The following is a 22,572-nucleotide window of genomic DNA, read 5'->3' as shown; positions in this document are numbered from 1 at the left end:
GTCGGGGATTCTCATCCCCCCCACAGGCGAGCAACATGCGAAAAAAAAGCCCGCATTTGCATGCGAGCTCTTCTTTAAATATGGCGGTGAGGGGGGGATTGACTCGCTGCGCTCGCCCTACGGGCAGCCCACTCACTGCGTTCGCGGTCTGTCCAACTGGCTGCGCCAGTTGTCGAACCCCGGTCGGGGATTCTCATCCCCCCCAGCGGAGAATATAAAAGAAAAAAGCCCGTACTTTCGTACGAGCTCTTATCTCGAATATGGCGGTGAGGGGGGGATTCGAACCCCCGATACGTTGCCGTATACACACTTTCCAGGCGTGCTCCTTCAGCCACTCGGACACCTCACCATATTGTTTTGCTGCCTTTCCTCTCGGGGGCAACGGGGCGCTACTATAGGGAGTCAGGCTAAAACGGTCAAGCAGATTTTCTGCTTTACTGCGCGTTCGGTTAAGCAATAAGCAGCTCCACGGTTTTCAGGCCGTGGAGCGGGCGATTAGCGCTGTGAATCGAGTGCTTCCCCGTTCTTTACGACCTCTTGCGCTTTACCGTAGCTTTCAATCAGCAGCTGATAAGCCGGGAAGATATGGGTATAGACTTCTGCCCACTGCGATGCATCTTCACGATTCCAGGTGCGCTGGATCTCCGAGGCGACGGCGGCGGTATCCATCGGTACGACGCCAGCCTGGACGATACGTGCCAGGGTAATCTCCTGCGCCATTTTGCTGTAAGTGCCTGACGCATCGATCACCGCAAATACCTTATAGCCGTCGGCCACCGCGCTGATCGACGGGAAGGCCATGCAGACGCTGGTAATGGTACCGGCGATAATCAGCGTCTTGCGCCCGGTCGCCTTCACAGCAGCGACGAAGTCCGGATTATCCCAGGCGTTAATCTCACCCTTACGCGCCACGTACTGCGCATGGGGTGCATTGGCGTGGATCTCCGGGATCAGCGGCCCGTTTGGCCCTTGCGGTACGGAGGCAGTGGTGATCACCGGGATATTCGCAAGAGTAGCGATTTTTGCCAGCGCCGCGGCGCGGGCACGCAGTTCCGGCATCGGCATATCACCCACGGTCTGGAACAGGCCGCTCTGGTGATCGATAAGCAACATCACCGCATCATCGACATCAATGGCCGGACGGGCGCCGTTAAAGTTAGCAGGGGTAGACATGATTCTCTCCTTTATTACCTTCAGATCTGGCCGAAGCGGCCGGAATTGAAATCGCGAACGGCTTCGGCGATTTCGCTTTTACTGTTCATCACAAACGGGCCGTAGCCGACGATGGGTTCATTCAGCGGCTCCCCGGCCATCAGCAGCACTTTGGCATCGCTGCTGGCTTCCAGATGCAGCTTCTCCCCTTGCTGGCTCAGTACCACCAGCTGGGCTTCACCTGCCTGTGCGACGCCGTTCACCGTCACGCTGCCCTCCAGCACCACCAGCGCGGTGCTCCAGCCCTCAGGTTGGCTGAGCGTAAGATGGCTACCCTGATGCAGGGCGATGTCCCAGACGTTCAGCGGGGAGTAACTGTGCGCCGGACCGGTGGTCTCCTCGTAGCGTCCGGCGATCACCCGTAGCGATCCGCCGTCGTCAGGTAGCGTCACCACCGGGATCTGACGTTTTGTGATGCTCTGATAGCCCGGCGCCGTCATCTTGTCCTTCGCGGGCAGGTTGACCCACAGCTGCAACATTTTTAGTTCCCCTCCGTTTTGCGCAAAGGCCCTGGAGTGGAACTCCTCATGCAAAATGCCGGAGCCTGCGGTCATCCACTGCACGTCACCCGGGCCAATCACGCCGCCTTTACCGGTGGAATCGCGGTGTTCAACTTCGCCGGAATAGACGATGGTCACTGTTTCAAAGCCGCGGTGCGGGTGCTGGCCCACGCCGCGTTTCGCGCCATCCGCCGGGAAGGAGTAAGGCCCGGCGTAATCCAGCAGTAAAAATGGGCTCAGTGGCTCACCATGGGTCTGGTATGAAAACATCGAACGCACCGGGAAACCGTCGCCAACCCAGTGCGGCCGGGGTGCGGTATAAATGCCTGTTACGTTTTTCATCGTTTTCTCCTGATGTTCTGTTGATGTAATTAGCTTATATTTAGGGTTAATATCCCGGTAGATAGTGAAAATGACATGAACTGTTCCATTTATGGAACGATGAGGACGTTATGCAGGATCTCAATGATTTCGCGTGGTTTGTCAAAGTGGTCGAGTACGGCGGTTTCGCGGCAGCCGGGCGGGCGCTCGATCTGCCAAAATCCCGGCTCAGCCGACGGATTGCCCAACTGGAGGCACGGCTTGGGGTACGTCTGATCCAGCGGACAACGCGGCAGTTTACGGTTACTGAAGTGGGGCAGACCTTCTATCAACACTGCAAGGCGATGCTGATAGAAGCCGAGGCAGCGGAGGAGGCGGTCGCGGCCTTGCAGGCGGAACCGCGTGGCCTGGTGCGGATCACCTGTCCGGTCACGCTGCTGCACGTCCACGTCGGGCCGATGCTGGCTAAGTTTATGGCGCATTACCCCGGTATTAATCTGCAGCTTGAGGCGACCAACCGGCGGGTGGATCTGGTGGCGGAGGGTGTTGATATCGCCATCCGTGTGCGTCCTCGCCCATTTGATGACAGCGATCTGGTGTTGCGGGTGCTTGCCGACAGAGGGCACTGCCTGGTGGCGAGTCCGCAGTTGATCCAGCGTCTGGGTGTGCCGGCCACGCCATCGGAGCTCAGCGCCTGGCCGGGCCTGAGTCTGGGGGAGGGGAGACAGGTTCATAAGTGGGCGCTAAGCGGGCCGGAGGGGGCAAAAGCGGAGATCCATTTTCAGCCGCGCCTGATGACCACCGATATGCTGGCGCTGCGGGAGGCGGCGATAGCGGGCGTGGGGCTGGTGCAGTTACCTATTTTGATGGTCAAAGAGCAACTGGCGTCCGGGGCATTAATAAAAGTGCTGGAAGAGTGGGAGCCACGCCGGGAAGTGATCCATGCGGTCTATCCCTCCCGGCGCGGGCTGTTGCCGTCAGTCAGGACGCTGGTGGATTTTTTGACCGGGGAGTATGCGCGGATGGTGGAGGAGTGAGGCCGGGTTTGGGTTTCGTAGGTCGGGTAAGCCTGGCGCCACCCGACGCTTCCAGAGCGCGCGGTATTGCATTAAGGCAAAATGCCTGATGGCGCTGCGCTTATCAGGCCTACGGAATCGAGGCTGGATTTGGGTTTCGTAGGTCGGGTAAGCGTAGCGCCACCCGACATGTACTGGCTGCGCCAGTTGTCGAACCCCGGTCGGGGGTTCTCATCCCCCCACAGGCGAGCAACATGCGAAAAAAAGCCCGCATTTGCATGCGAGCTCTTCTTTAAATATGGCGGTGAGGGGGGGATTGACTCGCTGCGCTCGCCGTTACTCGGCCCATCCATGGGCCTCGCCCCTTCGGGGCCAACGCAAGCGTTGTTCAAAAACGCTCCCTGCGTTTTTGTTCGGGCAGCCTGTTCGCTGCGCTCTCAGTCTGTCCAACTGGCTGCGCCAGTTGTCGAACCCCGGTCGGGGGTTCTCATCCCCCCACAGGCGAGCAACATGCGAAAAAAAAGCCCGCATTTGCATGCGAGCTCTTCTTTAAAGATGGCGGTGAGGGGGGGATTCGAACCCCCGATACGTTGCCGTATACACACTTTCCAGGCGTGCTCCTTCAGCCACTCGGACACCTCACCATATTGTCATCCCGTTGTTGCTGGGACGGGCGCTAATGTAAGGAAAAGCCTGACTTACGTCAATCAACTTTTTCAGTAAATTAGCGCGTTCAGACAAACTTCAGCCAACATGATTTTTAATTGCGCTGAAAGTGCCTTTTTTATCAGCAACGACCGCACTCGCAAAATTTGTTATGCTGCAATCCAGTTGATAATGAACATAAAACAGCGCAACAGAAGGCAATCGCAATGGATATTATTTTTTATCACCCAACATTTGATAACGCTTACTGGATAAAAACACTTTCGGCGGCGCTGCCAGGCGCCAGGGTTCGGGAGTGGAAGCGCGGCGATAACGAACCCGCAGATTATGCGCTGGTGTGGCACCCACCGGTTGAGATGCTGCAGGGGCGAAACCTGAAAGCGGTGTTTGCCCTTGGGGCAGGGGTGGACTCTATCCTCAGCAAGCTCAAGGCGCACCCGGAAATGCTGGCGGAGTCGATCCCCCTGTTTCGCCTGGAAGATACCGGCATGGGCCAGCAGATGCAGGAGTATGCGGTCAGCCAGGTGCTGCACTGGTTCCGCCGCTTTGACGATTATCAGGCGCTGAAACAGCAGGCCCGCTGGGAGCCGCTGGCCGACTATCAGCGCGAAGATTTTACTATCGGGATCCTCGGGGCCGGGGTGTTGGGATCGAAAGTGGCCGAAGCGCTGGCACCGTGGGGCTTCCCGCTGCGCTGCTGGAGCCGCACCCGCAAGCACTACCCTGGCGTCACCAGCTTTGCCGGGAAGGAAGAGTTACCGCAGTTTTTAGACGGCACGCGGGTGCTGATTAACCTGCTGCCGAATACGGCTGAGACGGTTGGGATCATTAATAAGGCGCTCATCAACCAGCTGGCGGACAACAGCTACCTGATGAACCTGGCGCGTGGCGTACACGTGGTGGAAGCCGATCTGCTGGCGGCACTGGAGAGCGGCAAGCTGAAAGGCGCGATGCTGGATGTCTACAGCAAAGAGCCGTTACCGGCGGACAATCCCCTGTGGGCGCACCCGCGCGTGGCCATGACGCCGCACATTGCGGCGGTGACGCGTCCGGCAGAAGCCATCGACTATATCGCCCGCACCATCTCGCAGCTGGAGAAGGGCGAACAGGTTACCGGGCAGGTCGACAGACAGCGCGGTTACTGAGTTATACCCGGCGATTGCCGGGTTTTTGCTGATAAACGCCCGTGATAACTGCTATCCTTTGGGAAACACGAGAGGAGAGAACGATGTACCCCGTTGACCTGCATATGCACACCGTCGCCAGTACCCACGCCTACAGCAACCTTCATGACTACATCGCCCAGGCAAAACAAAAAAACATTAAGCTCTTTGCGATCACCGATCATGGTCCGGATATGGCGGATGCGCCGCACTACTGGCACTTTGTGAACATGCGCATCTGGCCGCGGGTAGTGGATGGCGTTGGGATCCTGCGCGGCATTGAGGCCAACATCAAAAATACCCAGGGCGACATTGACTGTACCGGCCCGATGCTCACCTCTCTGGATCTGATCCTCGCCGGTTTCCATGAGCCGGTTTTCGCACCTCAGGATCAAGCCACCCATACCGAGGCGATGATCGCCACTATCGCCAGCGGTAACGTACATATCATCAGCCATCCGGGGAACCCGAAATACCCGATTGATATCCAGGCGGTCGCGCAGGCTGCAGCGGAGCATCGCGTGGCGCTGGAGATCAACAACTCCTCCTTTATTCACTCCCGTAAAGGGAGCGAAGCAAACTGCCGGGCAGTGGCGGCTGCGGTGAAGGAGGCGGGTGGCTATGTGGCGCTGGGCTCCGATTCCCATACCGCCTTCACGCTGGGCGATTTTAGCGAATGCCGCAAAATCCTCGACGCGGTGGACTTCCCGGAAGATCGCATCCTGAACGTCTCCCCGCGCCGGCTACTCGATTTCCTGGCGTCGCGTGGCATGGCGCCAATCAATGAATTTGCTGATTTTTAACTGTGTAATGGACTAAATAAATGAATGAGTTTTCCATCCTCTGTCGCGTACTGGGTTCTCTCTATTATCGCCAGCCGCAGGATCCGCTGCTGGTGCCGCTGTTTACCTTGATCCGCGAAGGCAAGCTGGCCCAGAACTGGCCGCTTGAGCAGGATGAATTGTTGCTGCGTCTGCAAAACAGCTGCGACATGCAGCAGGTCGCCGCCGACTACAATGCGCTGTTTGTTGGCGAGGAGTGCCGCGTGTCGCCGTATCGCTCTGCCTGGGAAGAGGGCGCTACCGAAGCCGAAGTACGCGCATTTCTCTCTGAACGCGGGATGCCGTTGACCGATACCCCAGCCGACCATCTCGGCACGCTGCTGCTGGCGGCCTCGTGGATTGAAGATCATGCGGCGGAAGATGAAAACGAGGCGCTGGAAACCCTCTTCGGGGAGTATATCCTGCCCTGGTGCGGGACGTTCCTCGGGAAGGTTGAAGCGCACGCCACCTCGTCCTTCTGGCGTACCATGGCCCCACTGACTCGCGATGCCATTGCCGCGATGTGGGATGAGCTACAGGAAGAGAATGAAGAGTGATTTAGATCACTATCTGTATGTAACAGCAAATATCAATCTGCATATTATGTGTTCCTGATCTCATTTCATGACCGCGTATCTGTTAAGATGCGCGCCATGAACATTCTACTTTCTATCGCAATCACGACAGGCATCCTCTCCGGTTTATGGGGCTGGGTTGCCGTCTCTCTCGGACTCCTCAGTTGGGCGGGCTTCCTTGGCTGCACGGCCTATTTCGCCTGCCCGCAGGGGGGCGTGAAGGGGCTGTTTATCTCGGCCTGTACGCTGATGAGCGGCGTGGCGTGGGCGATGATTATCATCCACGGCAGCGCGCTGGCACCCCATCTGGAAATCGTTGGCTACGTTATGACCGGCGTGGTGGCGTTTTTGATGTGTATCCAGGCGAAACATCTGCTGCTCTCGTTTGTGCCCGGCACCTTTATGGGCGCCTGCGCCACTTTTGCAGGGCAGGGGGAGTGGCGGCTGGTGGTGCCTTCGCTGGCGCTGGGACTGGTGTTTGGCTACGCCATGAAAAACAGCGGCCTGTGGCTGGCGGCGCGCAGGGAGAAAACGCGAAACGTCACGGCGTTGAGCGAATAAAAAAGGCGAGACCAGGGTCTCGCCTTTTTAATGCGCTTTCTGTCAGGATTCTGGCGGCGTCGACATCTCGCGGTATTTCACCAGAATATCGTTTTTCACTTCATTTTTGTTTTGCAGGTCCCACAATCCGCGATCGATACCGTCGTTAATCAGGAAGATCACCCCGGTTTCGATAGCAGACATCAGGCAGAGCATGACCGGCTCGTTAGAGGTATAACCGATTTCTCCCTCCAGCAGACGCTGGTAGTCGATGAAACGGAACACCCCGGCCTGCACTTCATACGAGAGAATGGTTTTGCTGGTGGTCACGGACGACAAAATTTCGCCGGTACTGACGTTGACCACACGCAGGTTCACCGCAATCTGGTCAAGCTGGTACTGCGTATCGCCGCCAATACCGAAATACCGGGCCCCCACACCGCCCGATTTCACGTTACTTTCGTAGCCGATAATCGAACCTTCAACCATCACGTTCGCCGCCGTGAGCGAATGCAACGGAATACGGTTGTTCATTGCCACGGTACCGTTATCCTGCGCAGCACGAATGATCTTACGTTCGTTGAGCAGGTTTTGCAGCCCCTGACGTTCCAGAGGAATAAACCAGCGAGAATCTTTTAACGCAGTGACCAGCATGGCGGTGGCGCTCTGCGGTACAGCCGTTGAGAAGTTACTTGCCGGATACGGTTTAAACTGCCCGGTTTCATCCTGAATATTATAAACCGACACGTAGATCTTACCCGTTGGCAATGGCAATTTGGTTAAATCACGATAGCTCTGGGCGCGAGGCATTAATGTCGGTTTCGCTGCTTCTTTCGGAGGAGCAGTTAAACAGCCGCTCAATAAGCACACTGCAACAAGGAGGAGAAAGCGCTGCATGATTATTATCCTTATCTCGACATTATTTAAAAGTCGGTAGAACCGCTTTGCAAGCCAGCAACCTGAATGGTGGACGTTTTCCCCGTTTTGCGGTCTGTCACGTTCAGCTGCATTTGTCCGTCCGCATTAGCGATGTCGACTATAAAGTCGCTGGTCACCATACGGCCGGGTTTGCCGGTGTTAATATTGGTCAGCAGCCCGCCCAGAACCTGGGCCTGGATTGCCTGGGTAAAGTTATCCAGCGCGCTCGGGGTTTCAAACCCGAAGTCGTCAGAATTTGGATCCGTATAAGAGTTTTGTGCCTGGGCCGAGTTTAAAAGAAAAGAACCGTTATTAGGGTTTCCACCAAAGTTCGGGTTGCGGAACTGGAAGGTCATATTTCCGGCCCAACTCAGAGATGGAATAAGCATTAAAGCTACAACTGCATGGACAACACGCATGGATGCCTCCGAATTAAAATTCGTCTGGTGCTAAATCGCCCGTACCCAGCAGAGCTTTATCGATCTGCAGGCGATTTAATGCCTCTTCGGTTTGAGCCAGAGCAAAGACCACATTTTTATCCAGGTCAGTTTTCGTGGGGTATAAAAAGGTCTGGAAAATAACGTCCTGATTAACCGTTATGGTGATCCAGCTTCCCCAACGTGCGCTGGGCCGTTCACTGATAGTTAAGTTACCGGGATAATCACTTTCCCATTTGTCGCTGAAGCCGCGATAAAAAGCATGGCCGACTGCGGAGACGGTGTGGTCAGTTAACAATCCCGGGATCTCTACTTCAACCGCATGAAGATTCCCGGCAGCAAGCCATAAGCCTGCTGCGGCAATCCAACTCACTGTGCGTTTCATAGGGTTAACGCCTGAGGTTATCATTTGCCCATGAAACCGCCTGAGTCCGGTTTTTGACAGCTATCTTCTTGAAAAGATTGTAAAGATGAGTCTTAACCGTATTTTCGCTGATAAATAACGAACGGGCGATTTCATTATTTGAAGCACCGATACGTAATTTATTCAGAATCTCTTTTTCGCGGTGGGTCAGCAAAGCGGACTCTGAACTGTTATAGCGATAATTTCCGGAGTGCGTTATGAGGTAGCTGGCAAGTTTCTGTGAAAAGTAACATTCACCACGCAGAACCCCCTGCAAGCCTTCAACCACGCGGGTTTCATCCTCATTGACGTAAAAGACGCCATTGATATGTGGCCAACTTTCAATATCCCTGAAGGGGTATTCTTCGGGCGTATTTAACAACAACACACGGATATTGTTGTTTTTCCTGCTTAAAATATCTTGCCAGTATTGGATAAGTTTTTTATCCGCTTCCATCATATCGAAAAGAATAATGCTGCCAGGCGCAATGTCATCGAAAGAGCGTTGAATGCTATGCAATTTTCCGCTCAACGTTAAACTATGCTTTAAATGCTGTAGTAAAGCTGTCGCTTGTAAAGAAGGTTTGGTCACTAACAATAAACTCTGACCATGCAAGCTATGGACTTCATTAAACATGATGAAACCCCTTTTTATGAAACACCTGGCAGTTGCCCCCAATATATTATTGGGGGCACCAGAAGTACTGACAGATGTTGCACTGCTGTGTGTAGAAGAAAGACCATATCCCTTAGAGAGAAGGGAAAATTAATTCGCAATGCCGAACTTCTGTTTTCAATCTAGCTTTAACGTTTTTTAAAGCAAGTGTTAAACGTGTAACAGGATGTAAAAATCAATATTACTTTGTAAAAAATGAGTTCATGAATTGATTAGAAATCATCAAAAAGTTGTACATTAAGATATTGGTGCACACATTTTAAAAGTCATACAAATTGTATTAAGTTATTGATTTTTATAGGTCATATAAATTTTAGGCTATTAGCGATAAGGTATGAGCCAGGGCAAAACGCTAAGCCTATTTTTACAATGTGTAAACGCCTTAAGAAATCACGGACTTTGTCACGCAATCATGGATATATTCCGTTTTCTCTCTTCTGGACCAGCGAAACGGCAAATCCACGCATTTGCGGTTTTCCATTTCTGCAAAGTGAAAATGGTCCTTGCTGACCCTCTGTAAAATCGTTGTATCGCCACGGTATTTAATTTTAATTAATACTTTGGGGTGAACGAAAGAATAAAAATACAACTGGCGGGTGAGATATTAAAATTGTTTCGGCAGACATACTCTTCATCGTAACGCCGGGTTAACAAAATATTTGCTCTTGTTAACGCAGTTATTATACCACCAGGTCCAGGGTGATAACATGAAGAACAAGTTGTTATTGATGTTGACATTACTGGGTGCACCTGGATTTGTTTTCGCAGCGACTGATTTAGCTTCGGCAGAATACAATTTTGCGGTTAATGAGCTGAGTAAATCCTCATATAACCAGGCTGCAATCATTGGACAAGCTGGCGTAAATAATAACGCTAACGTTCAACAACACGGCCAGAAATTGTTGTCTGTCGTTTCTCAGGAGGGCGGAAATAATCGGGCGAACATTGATCAATCAGGGAGTTATAACCTTGCCTATATTGATCAAAAAGGGAACTCGAACAATGCGAGTATTAATCAAGGTGCATATGGTAATACCGCAGTGATTATTCAGAAAGGTTCTGGTAATAAAGCGAATATTACGCAGTACGGTACGCAAAAAACGGCAGTTGTAGTACAGAGACAGTCGCAAATGGCAATTCGCGTAATCCAACGCTAGCTATTGAGCGATAATTAATCAATCCGATGGGGGCTTTACAATGAAACTTTTAAAAGTGGCAGTAATTGCAGCAATCGTGGTTTCTGGCAGTGCTATGGCTGGTTCTGTTCCACAGTGGGGTAATAACCATGGTGGTAATGGAAATAACAACGTCAGCCCAGAATCGCTGACCGTTTATCAATATGGTGGCCGTAACAATGTGGACGCTTTGCAAAGCGATGCCCGTGGCTCTGAAATCACCGTTCGTCAGAATGGCTTCGGTAACGATGCCGATCTGTCTCAGGGTGCTGACAGCAGCGAAATCAGCCTGACCCAGCGTGGCCAGGATAACGACGCAACCATCAGCCAGTGGAGTGGCCGTAACCTCTCTGCAACTGTAAGCCAGTCTGGTGGTCGTAACGAAGTCGATCTTCGTCAAACTATGAACGGCGCGTCTGCTAACATCACTCAGGTTGGCTTCGGCAACACCGTGACTGCTGGTCAGCACTAATACTGCCGCTGTACGTCGAAAAAACAGGGCTGAGGCCCTGTTTTTTTTTGGGGAGAAGATGATGAATACACTTTTATTACTTGCCGCGCTGACCAGTCAGATTACCTTTCAAACCACCACCGAAGGTGAGAACGTGACCATTATTCCTCAGGTGACCGTCACAGAACCGTGTTTATGCCAGGTGCAAATCCTCACCTCGCGCAGTGGCCCAGGCGGTCAGAGCACCTCGCGTCAACAAAACACCGTCTCATTACCGGCAAATAAAACGGTCAACCTTTCCCGTATGACCCTGAACTCCGGACCCAATGACAAGATAAACGTCATTGTGACGGTCTCGGATGGTAAGTCGTTGCATCTGTCGCAACAATGGCCTCCGTCGAAAGCCTGATGTTCAAAACATTCATGAAATCAATATATTGATTAAAGTAGCGCGGATGTTATTCCATTGTTATTCTCATGTTGCTGGTGTCGCCGATGCCAGTCGACAGCCCTCCATGAGGGGCGTTGTTTAAGCGTCAGGGACGATATCAATGAGGATTACAATGATGGTTTCGTCCCATATCACCCTGGCCGCAGCCTTTGTTGCTGCGGTTACGCTTACGCCAGTCTGCACGGCCAATGTTATCCATTTTATCGGCCGGATTGTCGAAGAGCCTTGTAACATCACCCCTGATGCGCGCGCCTTAACCGTCTCCTGTCCGCAAAATAATAGAATGTCTGTTCAACAGGTCAGCTATAAAGAGGCGCTTGACGGCAGGGTGAATGCCGCAGATCTCGCCACTGTCAGCATGAAGTACATCAATCCGGAAAAATCGCTCGCCATCGTGCAGGTTGATTACCGCTGAGGCAGGGCCGTTTTCTGTCAACCGGACTTCCACAACCCAACCTCTGCGATACACTTAAGAAAAAACGGTATGCAGAGGTTGATTATGTACTCCCGAATTGAAGTCTTTCATGGTGATATCACCACGCTGCATGTGGATGTGGTCGTTAACGCAGCCAATCCTTCATTAATGGGCGGTGGTGGCGTGGACGGGGCTATTCATCGGGCGGCAGGACCCGCCCTGCTGGAGGCGTGTAAGCTGGTTCGCCAGCAGCAGGGCGAGTGCGCCCCGGGGCAGGCGGTGATTACGCTTGCCGGAAACCTGCCCGCCAAAGCGGTGATCCACACCGTTGGCCCCGTCTGGCATGGGGGCGAACATCATGAAGCACGGCTCCTGGAAGAGGCCTACCGCAACAGCCTGAACCTGGCGGCGGCCAACGGTTATCAGACTCTCGCCTTCCCGGCAATCAGTACTGGCGTTTATGGCTATCCCCGCGCGGCGGCGGCTGAAATCGCCGTTAACACGGTTTCGGATTATCTCACCCTCAAGCCTCTGCCGGAGCGGGTATACTTTGTCTGCTATGATGAAGAAAATGCCCGACTATACAAGCGACTGCTTACCCAACGAGGACAGGAAACCGACGCATAACACGCGACTGGGACGCGCGATTGCACCGGTCAGCTCTTCACATCCTGGCCTTTGTGGGCTTCTCCCTCTTGATAACAGTCTTGACGCCTTCGCCTGCCGCTACCGGCTGGCGGAGATGGCGGAAAAGACGCTGGATGTGCAGTACTACATCTGGGAAGACGACATGTCTGGACGCCTGTTGTTTTCCGTCTTATTGTCCGCCGCCATGCGCGGCGTCCGCGTGCGCCTGTTGCTCGACGACAACAATACCCAGGGGCTGGACAGCATCCTGCGCCTGCTGGACGCGCATCCTAACTTTGATGTCCGGCTGTTCAATCCCTTTTCGTTCCGCTCCCTGCGCGCGCTGGGCTATCTCACCGATTTCGCCCGTCTCAATCGCCGGATGCACAACAAGAGTTTTACCGTGGACGGCGAGGTCACCATTATCGGTGGGCGAAACATCGGTGATGCCTATTTTGGCGCAGGTGAAGAGCCGCTCTTTTCCGATCTGGACGTGATGGCGACTGGCCCGGTGGTGCAGGATGTGGCCAACGATTTTGAGCGCTACTGGAACTGCGCCTCGGTCTCCACGCTCCAGCAGGTGCTGGAGCTTTCCGAGGCGGAAATTGAAGATAAAATTCATCCCCCCGAAGAGTGGTATCGCGACGACATCACCCGCCGATATCTGGATAAATTACAGTCCAGCGACTTTATTACCAATCTGGAAGCGGGCAATTTGCCGCTGATTTGGGCCAAAACCCGGCTACTCAGTGACGATCCGCGTAAAGGGCAGGGGCGGGCAAAACGGCACTCGCTGCTGCCGCAGCGCCTGATGGGGGTGATGGGCTCGCCAGTGCAGCAAATCGATATCATCTCCGCTTATTTTGTTCCGACCCGTGCGGGGGTGGCGCTGCTGCTACAGATGGTGCGCAAAGGGGTGAAAGTCGCCATCCTCACCAATTCGCTGGCAGCGAACGACGTCTCCGTTGTGCATGCCGGTTATGCCCGCTGGCGAAAAAAGCTGTTGCGCCACGGCATCGAGCTTTATGAACTAAAGCCCATTCAGGATGGCGTACCGCCGGCGCACGATCGCGGGATCACCGGGAACTCCGGCTCCAGCCTGCATGCCAAGACGTTCAGCGTCGACGGCGAGAAAGTGTTTATCGGTTCACTTAATTTTGATCCCCGTTCAACCATGCTCAATACCGAGATGGGCTTTGTCATTGAAAGCGAGAAGCTGGCAAGGATGATCCATACCCGGTTCGTGCGCAGCCAGCGCCATGAAGCCTGGCAACTCCGGCTGGATAAAATGGGCCGTCTGAACTGGATTGAGCGTAAGGAGGGGCAGGAGATCGTGCATAAAAAGGAGCCCAAAACCCGCTTCTGGCAGCGGATGCTGGTGCGTCTGGCCTACTGGCTGCCGGTAGAGTGGCTGCTGTAATGACGCGCCAGTTCAGCGACCGGCGCGCAACGGCTTAGCTGGTGACCTGCGGTGATTTTTCCGCTTTGGCGGCCGGTTTGCCGGAAAAGAGAAAGCGCAGCAGCGGAATACGCAGATGAATTTCGTATAGCGCAATGGCAATGCCTACCACAAACACCAGCCCACAGATAAAGCCAAGCAGATTTGAGCTGATATGCGGCGTAATGTAGGCGCCAAAGAAGAGCGTTAACGGATGGTGCACCAGATAAATGAACAGCGAGGCGTTGACGAAATAGGTGACGCGCGCCGATTTAAAGTTCAGCAGGCGGTGTCCCAGCGCAAAGACCACATTCACCATCCACAGCCCCAGCAGCATGGTGATCACGCTTTCGGTTTCATACATCCAGGCATCGCCGCTGCCATAACGCTGGTTGAGCAGATACGCGATAAATGCCAACAACGCCCCGAGGGCGCAGCCGCGTGACGGCGTGGTAAACAGCGCTTTCAGCTTCGGATGCACAAACGCCAGGGCGCCAATCAGGAAGAAGGGCAGGTAGAAGAGCGTCTGCATTACCACAAAATTAAACAGGCCGTCGCTGAGGATCGGTGACCAGACGAGTAAAAGCGTGCGGCGCAGCGCGGCATAGATGATACCCAGGATTAAAAACAGCACCGACAGCTTGCCCCAGGTGATATCGCCAAAAAAGGCGTCCGACCGGGCGCTGAGATGCTGGCGCATGCGGCTGAAGAGCCACAGGCTGACCGTGGTCATCACCACCAGCACCAGCAGGAACCACAGATGAGAGACCAGTTCCCAGGCGAGGGTGTTGTATTTATCGTACAGCGACAGGGTGTGCCAGCTATCCGCTTTGCCTTTGACATGTTGCAGCATGATGAATTGCGGCAGCGTCAGCAGGGGGATGGCGGTAAGCATCGGAATACCGACGCGCTCCACGCGCACTTTCCACCAGCGTTTAAGCGGGTAGCGCAAAAAAAGCATGTAAGAGAAGTAGCCCGAAATAACGAAAAAGACCTGCATCCGGAAGGAGTGGATAAAATCGTTAAACAGCGTCAGCCACCACGACGACTCCGCACTATTGACGTGCCAGACGTGGCTCGAATAAATCAAGGAAATGTGAAAAGGGATCCCCAGCAGCATGAGCCATGCCCGGATGGAATCAAGGAAATATTCGCGTTGTGCGGGTACGGTACTCATATAACGTTGCGCATTCTCAGACTTTTCGTCTTATCCCTAAGACCAATAGTGTTTACATTCGGTGCCAACCCTACACGAAGTCTGACACACTGTCTCCAGGATAAGCACGCAAAGTGAAAACGGGTTACTTTCACTTGCTTAAACCATGAGCCAGCACGCTGAACAAAGCGGTGATTATGTTGTCGGAATGCCTGATTTTCCATTAAAATGGATCGGATCGATATAAGCACACAAAGGGGGAAGTGCTTACTTATTATGAAACATAAACCACAAATGATGAAAATGCGTTGGTTAGGAGCGGCAGTCCTGTTGTCTCTGTATACCTCATCGGCCCTGGCCTTTACCATCGACGATGTCGCAAAACAGGCAAAATCGATGGCCAGTAAAGGGTACGAAGCGCCAAAAAGTAACTTACCCTCCGTTTTCCGCGACATGAAATATGCGGACTATCAGCAGATCCAGTTTAATCACGATAAAGCTTACTGGAATAAAATTAAAACCCCGTTCAAGCTCGAGTTTTATCATCAGGGGATGTACTTCGACACGCCTGTCACCATTAATGAAGTGACCGCTAACGCGGTACGCAAAATCAAGTACAGCCCGGACTACTTTAATTTCGGCAATGTGCAACACGATAAAGACACCGTGAAAGATTTAGGCTTCGCGGGCTTCAAAGTGCTTTATCCCATCAACAGTAAAGATAAAAACGACGAAATTGTCAGCATGTTGGGGGCAAGCTATTTCCGTGTGATTGGCGGCGGCCAGGTTTATGGCCTCTCTGCACGCGGTCTGGCGATTGATACCGCGCTGCCTTCCGGGGAAGAGTTCCCACGCTTTCGCGAGTTCTGGATCGAACGTCCAAAACCAACCGACAAACGCCTGACCATCTATGCGCTGCTGGATTCCCCGCGCGCAACGGGCGCCTATCGCTTTGTCATTATTCCTGGCCGCGATACGGTGGTCGACGTGCAGTCTAAAGTCTATCTGCGCGATAAAGTCGGCAAACTGGGCGTTGCTCCGCTGACCAGTATGTTCCTGTTCGGGCCAAACCAGCCTTCTCCTGCCACCAACTTCCGCCCGGAACTGCACGACTCTAACGGTCTGTCGATTCTTGCTGGCAACGGTGAGTGGATCTGGCGTCCGCTGAACAACCCGAAACACCTGGCGGTAAGCAGCTTCAGCATGGAGAACCCGCAGGGGTTTGGCTTGCTCCAGCGTGGCCGTCAGTTCTCCCGCTTTGAAGATCTGGACGATCGTTACGATCTGCGCCCAAGCGCCTGGATCACTCCGAAAGGCGAGTGGGGCAAAGGCAAAGTGGAGCTGGTAGAGATCCCAACCAACGACGAAACCAACGACAACATCGTCGCGTACTGGACGCCGGACCAGCTGCCGGAAGCCGGTAAAGAGATGAACTTCAACTACAGCATCACCATGAGCCGCGATGAAGACAAGCTGCATGCGCCGGACAACGCGTATGTTCTGCAAACCCGCCGCTCAACAGGGGATGTGAAACAGTCCAATCTGATTCGCCAGCCTGATGGCACCATCGCGTTTGTCGTTGATTTCACCGGCCAGGATATGAAGAGCCTGGCACCGGAAACCCCGGTCACCGCTCAGGCGAGCATTGGTGACAATGGTGAGATCGTTGAGAATAGCGTGCGGTATAACCCGGTCACCAAAGGCTGGCGTTTAACCCTGCGCATTAAAGTGAAAGACGCGAAACAGCCGACTGAGATGCGTGCCGCCCTGGTCAACGCCGATCAGCCGTTGAGTGAAACCTGGAGCTATCAGCTACCTGCCAATGAATAAGATAACTGAGTATATCGATGCCATGCCGCTGACCGATATCGAGAAGGCGGCACTGCCGAAGGGTGACATCAGCGCGGTTCACACCGCGCTGGATGCCGATCATCATCCGTTCACGCGTGAAGATGATACCCCGCTGGGCTCGGTTAAAAGCCGTCTCGAACAGGCCTGGCCCGATTCACTGGCTGAAGGCCAGCTGATCCGCGATGACGAAGGGCGCACCCAGCTTGAGGCGATGCCGAAAGCGACGCGCTCCTCCATGTTCCCGGATCCCTGGCGCACCAACCCGGTGGGCCGTTTCTGGGATCGCCTGCGCGGCCGCGACACCAATCCGCGCTATCTCTCTCGCCTCTCTAAAGAGCAGCAGGCCAGCGAGGAAAAATGGCGTACCGTTGGCAGTATTCGCCGCTACATCCTGCTGCTGTTGACCATCGCGCAGACCGTCGTCGCCACCTGGTACATGAAGACGATTCTTCCCTACCAGGGCTGGGCGCTGATCAATCCGGCCGATATGTTCGACCAGGATCTGCTGGTCTCGTTTATGCAGCTGCTGCCTTATATTCTGCAAAGCGGCATCCTGCTGCTGTTCGCCATCCTCTTCTGCTGGGTATCGGCCGGTTTCTGGACCGCGCTGATGGGCTTCCTGCAGCTGCTGATAGGCCGGGATAAGTACAGCATTTCGCACTCTACGGTGGGGGATGAACCCCTCAATCCTGAACACCGTACCGCGCTTATCATGCCTATCTGTAACGAAGATGTAGATCGCGTTTTTGCCGGCCTGCGCGCCACCTGGGAGTCGGTGAAAGCTACCGGTAACGCCGAACACTTCGACGTTTACATCCTGAGTGACAGCTACAACCCGGACATCTGCGTGGCAGAACAGAAAGCGTGGATGGAGCTTATTGCCGAAGTGCAGGGCGAAGGGCAGATCTTCTACCGCCGTCGTCGTCGTCGCGTGAAGCGTAAAAGCGGTAATATCGATGACTTCTGCCGTCGATGGGGCAGTCAGTACAGCTATATGGTGGTGCTGGATGCCGACTCGGTGATGACCGGTGAGTGTCTGACGGGCCTTGTGCGCCTGATGGAAGCGAACCCGAATGCCGGGATCATTCAGTCTTCGCCGAAAGCGTCGGGCATGGATACGCTGTACGCGCGTTGCCAGCAGTTTGCGACCCGCGTCTACGGGCCGCTGTTTACTGCCGGTCTGCACTTCTGGCAGTTGGGTGAGTCGCACTACTGGGGGCATAACGCCATTATCCGCGTGAAGCCGTTCATTGAGCACTGTGCGCTGGCGCCGCTGCCGGGTGAAGGCTCGTTCGCGGGCTCGATCCTGTCGCACGACTTCGTGGAAGCTGCGCTGATGCGCCGTGCCGGTTGGGGGGTGTGGATCGCCTATGACCTGCCTGGCTCCTATGAAGAGCTGCCGCCAAACCTGCTGGATGAACTGAAGCGTGACCGCCGCTGGTGTCACGGGAACCTGATGAACTTCCGTCTGTTCCTCGTGAAAGGGATGCACCCGGTACACCGCGCCGTCTTCCTGACCGGCGTAATGTCCTACCTCTCCGCGCCGCTGTGGTTTATGTTCCTGGCCCTGTCGACTGCCCTGCAGGTGGTACATGCCCTGACCGAGCCGCAGTACTTCCTGCAGCCGCGCCAGCTGTTCCCGGTCTGGCCGCAGTGGCGCCCTGAGCTGGCGATAGCGCTCTTTGCCTCGACGATGGTGCTGCTCTTCCTGCCGAAGCTGCTGAGTATTGTGCTCATCTGGTGCAAGGGCTCGAAGGAGTACGGTGGTTTCTTCCGCGTGACGCTCTCCCTGCTGCTGGAGGTCTTATTCTCCGTGCTGCTGGCGCCGGTGCGTATGTTGTTCCACACCGTCTTCGTGGTCAGCGCCTTCCTCGGCTGGGAAGTGGTCTGGAACTCGCCGCAGCGTGACGATGACTCTACGCCGTGGAGCGAAGCGTTTATGCGTCACGGTTCGCAGATGCTGCTCGGTCTGGTCTGGGCGGTGGGCATGGCGTGGCTGGACTTGCGCTTCCTGTTCTGGCTGGCGCCGATTGTCTTCTCGCTGATCCTCTCCCCGTTTGTGTCGGTGATTTCAAGCCGTTCGACGGTGGGTCTGCGCACCAAACGCTGGAAGCTGTTCCTGATCCCGGAAGAGTATTCACCGCCGCAGGTGCTGGTTGATACAGACAAGTATCTGGAGCTCAACCGCAGTCGTTCGCTGGAAGATGGGTTTATGCATGCGGTGTTTAACCCGTCATTCAACGCCCTGGCCATCGCTATGGCGACTGCCCGTCACCGTGCCAGCCGTGTGCTGGAGATCGCCCGCGATCGTCACGTTGAGCAGGCGCTGAACGAGACGCCAGAGAAGCTGAACCGCGACCGTCGTCTGGTGCTGCTAAGCGATCCTGTCACCATGGCGCGGATGCATCATCGTGTCTGGGCCGCCCCGGAGAAATACTCTTCGTGGGTGAACTATTACCAGACGCTGAAGCTGAATCCGCAGGCATTGAAAGCGAAGTGATGTGTCGGAAGGCGCTACGCTTACCCGGCCTACAAAATCTGTAGGCCCGTGCAAGCGCAGCGCCGCCAGGCAAATAAATACCGGCCCTGGAGCCGGTATTTTTATCTTTTGAGGTACTGGATGAGATTTTTCATCGTCATCACAATGGCGCTATTACTGAGCGGCTGCGGCAGTATCATTAGCCGGACGATCCCAGGTCAAGGACACGGCAATCAATATTACCCGGGCGTGCAATGGGATGTCCGTGACTCCGCATGGCGCTACCTGACGATACTCGATCTGCCGTTCTCCCTGGTCTTCGATACGCTACTGCTGCCCATCGACGCTCAGCACGGGCCCTATGAATAATTAACGTTCGTCCCACTCATCCGCTGCGGTTTGTCCCTCTTCGGTATCCAGCGGCGGCTCAAGCTGGAATTCACCCTCATCCCATTCATGCAGGGTGTTCTCTTCCAGCCACTCCTGACGCAGCTCAATCTCGTCATAATCGCCATCAAACACCGCCTGAGCCGCTTCGCCGCTCAGTACGGGCAGGCACTCGCCGTCTTCGCCGTCATCGGCAAAAAATTCGGCCTGCCACATAATGTCCCCATCCTGCATGACATATTTCTGGATATTGAGTTGCTCAATATTCGCGTCTTCTTCCTCAATGCCGGGATTATCGGCGAGAAACTCTTCGCGCGCGGCATCAATCGCTTCCTCTAAAGTGGCAAACATAGTCATCGGCGTCTCCCTGTGAATTGACGTGGTGTTCAGGGAAAGAATAGCTGATTCTCCATAATTGCAAGTATGAAAGCGGCAAAAGCCTTCACGCAGCGGTCTTAATCGGCGGCAGAGACCTTATCTGATTCCGGAATAGCCCTGGGTCGGCGCACGGCACGGGACAGACTGAACCACGAATAGATCGCGTTGAATAGCACCACGCAGGCGGTGACGATAAATACCGCGCGAAAACCGTAGCTGGCGGCAATACCGGCCCCCAGAAGAGGGCCGGTGACGTTGCCGATATCGCGGAACGACTGGTTGTAGCTGAAGATTCGTCCGGCAATCTGATTGGTAGAGTTATAGACCAGCAGGGTCTGCACCGCAGGCAGCAGGGCACCATCGGCCGCCCCGAGTAAAAAGCGCAGAACACCCAGCTGCCACGGGGATTGCACAAATGACATCGGGATGAGGAGCAGCACGGAGATCACCAGCGCGACGATCAGGATCCTTTCCGGACCAATCCGATCGCCCAGTTTCCCTAGTCGCGGGGCGCTGATCAGGGCGGCCACGCCGGGCACCGAGGCAATCATGCCGCTGATAAAGGCGATATTGCCCACATGCCCGGCCAGGTCGCGCACGTAGAGCGTCAGGATCGGCGCAATGGAGCCGGTAGCGACCTGAATAATCATGGTGGTGACAAACAGGCTGATGACCAGGCGAGGATTTTTAAGGGAGGCAAAGACCTCGCGGGCATGCAACATCTCTTTTTTCGGCACCGGGGTAAAATTTTCCCGGATGCAGAATAAGGTCACCAGGAAGCAGGCAAACAGTACCCCCGCGGTGATAAAAAATACTGGCCGCAAACCGTAGCTGTCCGCCATTAAACCCCCGGCCAGTGGGCCGAGCAGGGCGCCGCTTACCGCACCAGTAGAGAGTGTTCCCAGCGCCCAGCCGCTTTTATGGCGGGGGATCTGCGTGGCGATAAGCGCGTTAGCATTAGGCACAAAGCCGCCCAGCAGACCCAGTAGCGCGCGCAATACCAGAAACTGCCAGATGTTTTGCGCCAGCCCCATCAGCAGCATGATGATGGCCATTCCCAACGCCGAACGCAGCAGCATAATCTTGCGCCCTTTGCGGTCGGCCAGCCCGCCCCAGAAAGGGGAGGCGATAGCGGAGAAGAGAAACGTGATGCTGAATACTAGCCCGGACCACATATTGAGCGCGCTGTGGCCGCTGACGCCGAGTTGTTCTACGTAGAGCGGCAGAAAAGGCATCACCAGGCTAAAAGCGGCGCCCGTGAGAAAGCAGCCCAGCCAGGCAACCATAAGGTTCCGCTTCCAGTTTATTGGCGTTTCTGAGGGAGACATAGCTATCCGCGTTATGATGCGCGACGGCATCATTTATAAAAGAAGGTAATAAGCCTGCTAATTATGCGCCTGGGTGATGGTTGCTGCAATGACGGAGAGCATTATAAGCTTAAAGAGCAGTGCGGCCCGGAGGCCGCAGGGGAGGATTAATAGCGGGAAGGGACACCTTCCGGACGGGTTTTAAAGCGGCGATGCAGCCACATGTACTGTTCGGGCGCCAGCAGAATGCACTTTTCCACCACCTCATTCATCCACGCGGCAGTGGTTCTGGCATCATCCAGCGGCGGGGAGCACTCCGGTTCCAGCATCATCAGCTCGTAGCCCTTGCCGTCAGGTTTGCGACGCGGCACAAAAGGAACAATCGCCGCGTTCGACAGACGGGCCAGCGTCCATGTGCCGGTGGTGGTAGCTGCCTCGTCGACCGCAAAGAAGGGCACAAAGACGCTGGCGGTTGGGCCGTAGTCATGATCTGGCGCGTACCAGATCACCTCCCCGGATTTCAGGGCGCGGATCATCCCCTTGAGATCTTTACGGTCGATCATGCTCTTGTTGGAGCGCATCCGCCCCCAGGTCTGCAGCCAGTCGATCACCGGGTTGTCGTTCGGGCGATAGACGCCAATACCGGGCGCCTGCATGCCAAACATCCGCGCGCCGATCTCCAGCGTCAGAAAATGGACGCCGATCAGCAGAACGCCAGTTTTATTGGCCTGCAGATTGTGCACCGGATCCATGCCGGTGCCGGTCACTTCCGTCCAGCGCGCCATACGCTTATTGGACCAGAACCAGGCCATTCCGGTCTCCATCAGCCCCATGCCAACGGATTCAAAATTTTTCACTACCATGGTGTCGCGCTCGTGCTCGCTCATCTCCGGGAAACAGAGTTCCAGATTACGGCGGGCAATGCGGGCGCGGCGGGACATAAAGCGCATCGCCAGTCGACCCAGACCGCAGCCAAGACGGTAGATCAGCGGGTAGGGCAGCTGCACCAGTAACCATAATAAACCGATGCCAGTCCAGGTCAGCCAGTAACGAGGATGTAGAAGCGCAATGGAAAATTTAGGGAGTTGAGTCATGTCGTTCCTGTTTGTGATACGTCCTGTTGGCGTAGTGTCGCATTTTTCCATTGATAACCAAAATGCATCGCTATGGAATGGTCATGAATAGAGCAAATGTTATACCCTCGGCATT

At 54.8% G+C, this 22,572-nt stretch carries 24 protein-coding genes, 2 tRNA genes and 1 other RNA gene; 14 read left to right on the top strand and 13 right to left on the bottom strand.

Annotated elements, in window-relative coordinates; translation table 11 throughout:
• Positions 1-81: 81 nt before the first annotated feature.
• The 4 genes from ACOKCT_RS01235 to ACOKCT_RS01220 all read right to left on the bottom strand — a co-directional run bounded on the left by ACOKCT_RS01235 (position 82) and on the right by ACOKCT_RS01220 (position 2,054).
• Positions 82-218: non-coding RNA, RtT sRNA (locus tag ACOKCT_RS01235), on the bottom strand.
• 43 nt (positions 219-261) lie between these two features.
• A tRNA-Ser gene (locus tag ACOKCT_RS01230) sits at positions 262-349 on the bottom strand.
• A 146-nt stretch (positions 350-495) separates the two neighbouring features.
• Positions 496-1,173, bottom strand: a complete 678-nt coding sequence (locus ACOKCT_RS01225; protein ID WP_103179037.1) for an isochorismatase family protein — start codon at positions 1,171-1,173, stop codon at positions 496-498.
• A 20-nt stretch (positions 1,174-1,193) separates the two neighbouring features.
• On the bottom strand, positions 1,194-2,054 hold the full coding sequence (locus ACOKCT_RS01220; protein ID WP_159339158.1) for a pirin family protein: 861 nt from the start codon (positions 2,052-2,054) through the stop codon (positions 1,194-1,196).
• Between the two features lie 110 nt (positions 2,055-2,164).
• Here ACOKCT_RS01220 and ACOKCT_RS01215 point away from each other — a divergent pair, with 110 nt between their 5' ends.
• On the top strand, positions 2,165-3,070 hold the full coding sequence (locus tag ACOKCT_RS01215) for a LysR family transcriptional regulator (protein WP_420193076.1): 906 nt from the start codon (positions 2,165-2,167) through the stop codon (positions 3,068-3,070).
• A gap of 535 nt (positions 3,071-3,605) precedes the next feature.
• Here the strand turns inward: ACOKCT_RS01215 and ACOKCT_RS01210 are convergent.
• Positions 3,606-3,693: transfer RNA gene (locus ACOKCT_RS01210), tRNA-Ser, on the bottom strand.
• Between the two features lie 228 nt (positions 3,694-3,921).
• Here ACOKCT_RS01210 and ghrA point away from each other — a divergent pair.
• The 4 genes from ghrA (at position 3,922) to ACOKCT_RS01190 (ending at position 6,835) form a co-directional block, all read left to right on the top strand.
• On the top strand, positions 3,922-4,860 hold the full coding sequence (gene ghrA, locus ACOKCT_RS01205; protein WP_103179041.1) for a glyoxylate/hydroxypyruvate reductase GhrA: 939 nt from the start codon (positions 3,922-3,924) through the stop codon (positions 4,858-4,860).
• A gap of 83 nt (positions 4,861-4,943) precedes the next feature.
• Positions 4,944-5,681, top strand: a complete 738-nt coding sequence (locus tag ACOKCT_RS01200; protein ID WP_103179042.1) for a phosphatase — start codon at positions 4,944-4,946, stop codon at positions 5,679-5,681.
• A 20-nt stretch (positions 5,682-5,701) separates the two neighbouring features.
• Positions 5,702-6,256: a TorD/DmsD family molecular chaperone gene (locus ACOKCT_RS01195; RefSeq protein ID WP_103179043.1), complete on the top strand. Its 555-nt coding sequence runs from the start codon at positions 5,702-5,704 to the stop codon at positions 6,254-6,256.
• 96 nt (positions 6,257-6,352) lie between these two features.
• On the top strand, positions 6,353-6,835 hold the full coding sequence (locus tag ACOKCT_RS01190; protein WP_201304715.1) for a DUF1097 domain-containing protein: 483 nt from the start codon (positions 6,353-6,355) through the stop codon (positions 6,833-6,835).
• Between the two features lie 42 nt (positions 6,836-6,877).
• Here the strand turns inward: ACOKCT_RS01190 and csgG are convergent, their stop codons facing one another.
• The 4 genes from csgG to csgD are packed head-to-tail and all read right to left on the bottom strand — an operon-like array spanning position 6,878 to position 9,209.
• Positions 6,878-7,711: a curli production assembly/transport protein CsgG gene (csgG, locus tag ACOKCT_RS01185; protein ID WP_039032323.1), complete on the bottom strand. Its 834-nt coding sequence runs from the start codon at positions 7,709-7,711 to the stop codon at positions 6,878-6,880.
• A gap of 26 nt (positions 7,712-7,737) precedes the next feature.
• Positions 7,738-8,151 carry a curli production assembly/transport protein CsgF gene (gene csgF / locus ACOKCT_RS01180; protein ID WP_103179044.1) on the bottom strand — a complete coding sequence of 138 codons (414 nt, stop codon included), beginning with the start codon at positions 8,149-8,151 and terminating at the stop codon, positions 7,738-7,740.
• Positions 8,152-8,164: 13 nt separating this feature from the next.
• Positions 8,165-8,554 carry a curli production assembly/transport protein CsgE gene (gene csgE, locus ACOKCT_RS01175; protein ID WP_103179045.1) on the bottom strand — a complete coding sequence of 130 codons (390 nt, stop codon included), beginning with the start codon at positions 8,552-8,554 and terminating at the stop codon, positions 8,165-8,167.
• Between the two features lie 4 nt (positions 8,555-8,558).
• The gene (csgD, locus tag ACOKCT_RS01170) at positions 8,559-9,209 is read right to left on the bottom strand and encodes a biofilm master transcriptional regulator CsgD (RefSeq protein WP_103179046.1); all 651 of its coding nucleotides are present in this window, start codon (positions 9,207-9,209) and stop codon (positions 8,559-8,561) included.
• A gap of 746 nt (positions 9,210-9,955) precedes the next feature.
• Between csgD and csgB the strand changes: the two genes are divergently transcribed.
• The 6 genes from csgB to ACOKCT_RS01140 all read left to right on the top strand — a co-directional run bounded on the left by csgB (position 9,956) and on the right by ACOKCT_RS01140 (position 13,787).
• Complete coding sequence (gene csgB / locus ACOKCT_RS01165) at positions 9,956-10,405, top strand: curli minor subunit CsgB (protein WP_103179047.1); 450 nt, start codon at positions 9,956-9,958, stop codon at positions 10,403-10,405.
• 40 nt (positions 10,406-10,445) lie between these two features.
• Positions 10,446-10,895 carry a curli major subunit CsgA gene (gene csgA / locus ACOKCT_RS01160; RefSeq protein ID WP_420193075.1) on the top strand — a complete coding sequence of 150 codons (450 nt, stop codon included), beginning with the start codon at positions 10,446-10,448 and terminating at the stop codon, positions 10,893-10,895.
• Between the two features lie 61 nt (positions 10,896-10,956).
• The gene (gene csgC / locus ACOKCT_RS01155; RefSeq protein ID WP_103179049.1) at positions 10,957-11,283 is read left to right on the top strand and encodes a curli assembly chaperone CsgC; all 327 of its coding nucleotides are present in this window, start codon (positions 10,957-10,959) and stop codon (positions 11,281-11,283) included.
• 154 nt (positions 11,284-11,437) lie between these two features.
• Complete coding sequence (locus tag ACOKCT_RS01150) at positions 11,438-11,740, top strand: type 1 fimbrial protein (RefSeq protein WP_233210502.1); 303 nt, start codon at positions 11,438-11,440, stop codon at positions 11,738-11,740.
• A gap of 84 nt (positions 11,741-11,824) precedes the next feature.
• Positions 11,825-12,367, top strand: coding sequence for an O-acetyl-ADP-ribose deacetylase (gene ymdB / locus ACOKCT_RS01145; RefSeq protein WP_103179050.1), 543 nt, complete (start codon positions 11,825-11,827; stop codon positions 12,365-12,367).
• On the top strand, positions 12,303-13,787 hold the full coding sequence (locus ACOKCT_RS01140) for a phospholipase D family protein (protein WP_197431847.1): 1,485 nt from the start codon (positions 12,303-12,305) through the stop codon (positions 13,785-13,787). The genes ymdB and ACOKCT_RS01140 overlap by 65 nt, the downstream gene beginning before the upstream one ends.
• A 34-nt stretch (positions 13,788-13,821) precedes the next feature.
• On the opposite strand, the gene mdoC is transcribed toward ACOKCT_RS01140, so the two are convergent.
• Complete coding sequence (gene mdoC, locus ACOKCT_RS01135; RefSeq protein ID WP_159339152.1) at positions 13,822-14,982, bottom strand: glucans biosynthesis protein MdoC; 1,161 nt, start codon at positions 14,980-14,982, stop codon at positions 13,822-13,824.
• Between the two features lie 273 nt (positions 14,983-15,255).
• Between mdoC and mdoG the strand changes: the two genes are divergently transcribed.
• The 3 genes from mdoG (at position 15,256) to ACOKCT_RS01120 (ending at position 19,660) form a co-directional block, all read left to right on the top strand.
• Entirely contained in the window at positions 15,256-16,791 is a 1,536-nt protein-coding gene (mdoG, locus tag ACOKCT_RS01130) for a glucans biosynthesis protein MdoG (protein WP_139156330.1), read from the top strand.
• Complete coding sequence (mdoH, locus tag ACOKCT_RS01125) at positions 16,784-19,312, top strand: glucans biosynthesis glucosyltransferase MdoH (RefSeq protein WP_103179055.1); 2,529 nt, start codon at positions 16,784-16,786, stop codon at positions 19,310-19,312. Before mdoG ends, mdoH begins: the two co-directional genes overlap by 8 nt.
• Positions 19,313-19,432: 120 nt before the next feature.
• Positions 19,433-19,660: a YceK/YidQ family lipoprotein gene (locus tag ACOKCT_RS01120; protein WP_103179056.1), complete on the top strand. Its 228-nt coding sequence runs from the start codon at positions 19,433-19,435 to the stop codon at positions 19,658-19,660.
• On the opposite strand, the gene ACOKCT_RS01115 is transcribed toward ACOKCT_RS01120, so the two are convergent.
• From ACOKCT_RS01115 to ACOKCT_RS01105, 3 genes are all read right to left on the bottom strand, one after another.
• Positions 19,661-20,035 carry a MysB family protein gene (locus ACOKCT_RS01115; RefSeq protein ID WP_103179057.1) on the bottom strand — a complete coding sequence of 125 codons (375 nt, stop codon included), beginning with the start codon at positions 20,033-20,035 and terminating at the stop codon, positions 19,661-19,663.
• 98 nt (positions 20,036-20,133) lie between these two features.
• Complete coding sequence (mdtG, locus tag ACOKCT_RS01110; RefSeq protein WP_103179058.1) at positions 20,134-21,384, bottom strand: multidrug efflux MFS transporter MdtG; 1,251 nt, start codon at positions 21,382-21,384, stop codon at positions 20,134-20,136.
• A 146-nt stretch (positions 21,385-21,530) separates the two neighbouring features.
• Positions 21,531-22,457 carry a Kdo(2)-lipid IV(A) acyltransferase gene (locus tag ACOKCT_RS01105; RefSeq protein WP_325940133.1) on the bottom strand — a complete coding sequence of 309 codons (927 nt, stop codon included), beginning with the start codon at positions 22,455-22,457 and terminating at the stop codon, positions 21,531-21,533.
• Positions 22,458-22,572: the final 115 nt, after the last annotated feature.

It is taken from the genome of Leclercia sp. M-A074-M (genome assembly GCF_965195605.1).
Lineage (GTDB): Bacteria > Pseudomonadota > Gammaproteobacteria > Enterobacterales > Enterobacteriaceae > Enterobacter.
This window is presented reverse-complemented; position numbering and strand designations above follow the sequence as displayed.

Coding starts and splice junctions, on each gene's coding strand:
- csgC (WP_103179049.1), top strand. CDS start 10,957: ATGAATACACTTTTATTACTTGCCGCGCTGACCAGTCAGATTACCTTT.
- ACOKCT_RS01150 (WP_233210502.1), top strand. CDS start 11,438: ATGATGGTTTCGTCCCATATCACCCTGGCCGCAGCCTTTGTTGCTGCG.
- csgD (WP_103179046.1), bottom strand. CDS start 9,209: ATGTTTAATGAAGTCCATAGCTTGCATGGTCAGAGTTTATTGTTAGTG.
- ACOKCT_RS01220 (WP_159339158.1), bottom strand. CDS start 2,054: ATGAAAAACGTAACAGGCATTTATACCGCACCCCGGCCGCACTGGGTT.
- csgF (WP_103179044.1), bottom strand. CDS start 8,151: ATGCGTGTTGTCCATGCAGTTGTAGCTTTAATGCTTATTCCATCTCTG.
- ymdB (WP_103179050.1), top strand. CDS start 11,825: ATGTACTCCCGAATTGAAGTCTTTCATGGTGATATCACCACGCTGCAT.
- ACOKCT_RS01105 (WP_325940133.1), bottom strand. CDS start 22,457: ATGACTCAACTCCCTAAATTTTCCATTGCGCTTCTACATCCTCGTTAC.
- csgE (WP_103179045.1), bottom strand. CDS start 8,554: ATGAAACGCACAGTGAGTTGGATTGCCGCAGCAGGCTTATGGCTTGCT.
- ACOKCT_RS01215 (WP_420193076.1), top strand. CDS start 2,165: ATGCAGGATCTCAATGATTTCGCGTGGTTTGTCAAAGTGGTCGAGTAC.
- csgB (WP_103179047.1), top strand. CDS start 9,956: ATGAAGAACAAGTTGTTATTGATGTTGACATTACTGGGTGCACCTGGA.
- ACOKCT_RS01115 (WP_103179057.1), bottom strand. CDS start 20,035: ATGACTATGTTTGCCACTTTAGAGGAAGCGATTGATGCCGCGCGCGAA.
- ACOKCT_RS01195 (WP_103179043.1), top strand. CDS start 5,702: ATGAATGAGTTTTCCATCCTCTGTCGCGTACTGGGTTCTCTCTATTAT.
- csgG (WP_039032323.1), bottom strand. CDS start 7,711: ATGCAGCGCTTTCTCCTCCTTGTTGCAGTGTGCTTATTGAGCGGCTGT.
- ACOKCT_RS01225 (WP_103179037.1), bottom strand. CDS start 1,173: ATGTCTACCCCTGCTAACTTTAACGGCGCCCGTCCGGCCATTGATGTC.
- ACOKCT_RS01140 (WP_197431847.1), top strand. CDS start 12,303: ATGAAGAAAATGCCCGACTATACAAGCGACTGCTTACCCAACGAGGAC.
- ACOKCT_RS01200 (WP_103179042.1), top strand. CDS start 4,944: ATGTACCCCGTTGACCTGCATATGCACACCGTCGCCAGTACCCACGCC.
- mdoC (WP_159339152.1), bottom strand. CDS start 14,982: ATGAGTACCGTACCCGCACAACGCGAATATTTCCTTGATTCCATCCGG.
- mdoG (WP_139156330.1), top strand. CDS start 15,256: ATGATGAAAATGCGTTGGTTAGGAGCGGCAGTCCTGTTGTCTCTGTAT.
- ACOKCT_RS01120 (WP_103179056.1), top strand. CDS start 19,433: ATGAGATTTTTCATCGTCATCACAATGGCGCTATTACTGAGCGGCTGC.
- mdtG (WP_103179058.1), bottom strand. CDS start 21,384: ATGTCTCCCTCAGAAACGCCAATAAACTGGAAGCGGAACCTTATGGTT.
- ACOKCT_RS01190 (WP_201304715.1), top strand. CDS start 6,353: ATGAACATTCTACTTTCTATCGCAATCACGACAGGCATCCTCTCCGGT.
- ghrA (WP_103179041.1), top strand. CDS start 3,922: ATGGATATTATTTTTTATCACCCAACATTTGATAACGCTTACTGGATA.
- mdoH (WP_103179055.1), top strand. CDS start 16,784: ATGAATAAGATAACTGAGTATATCGATGCCATGCCGCTGACCGATATC.
- csgA (WP_420193075.1), top strand. CDS start 10,446: ATGAAACTTTTAAAAGTGGCAGTAATTGCAGCAATCGTGGTTTCTGGC.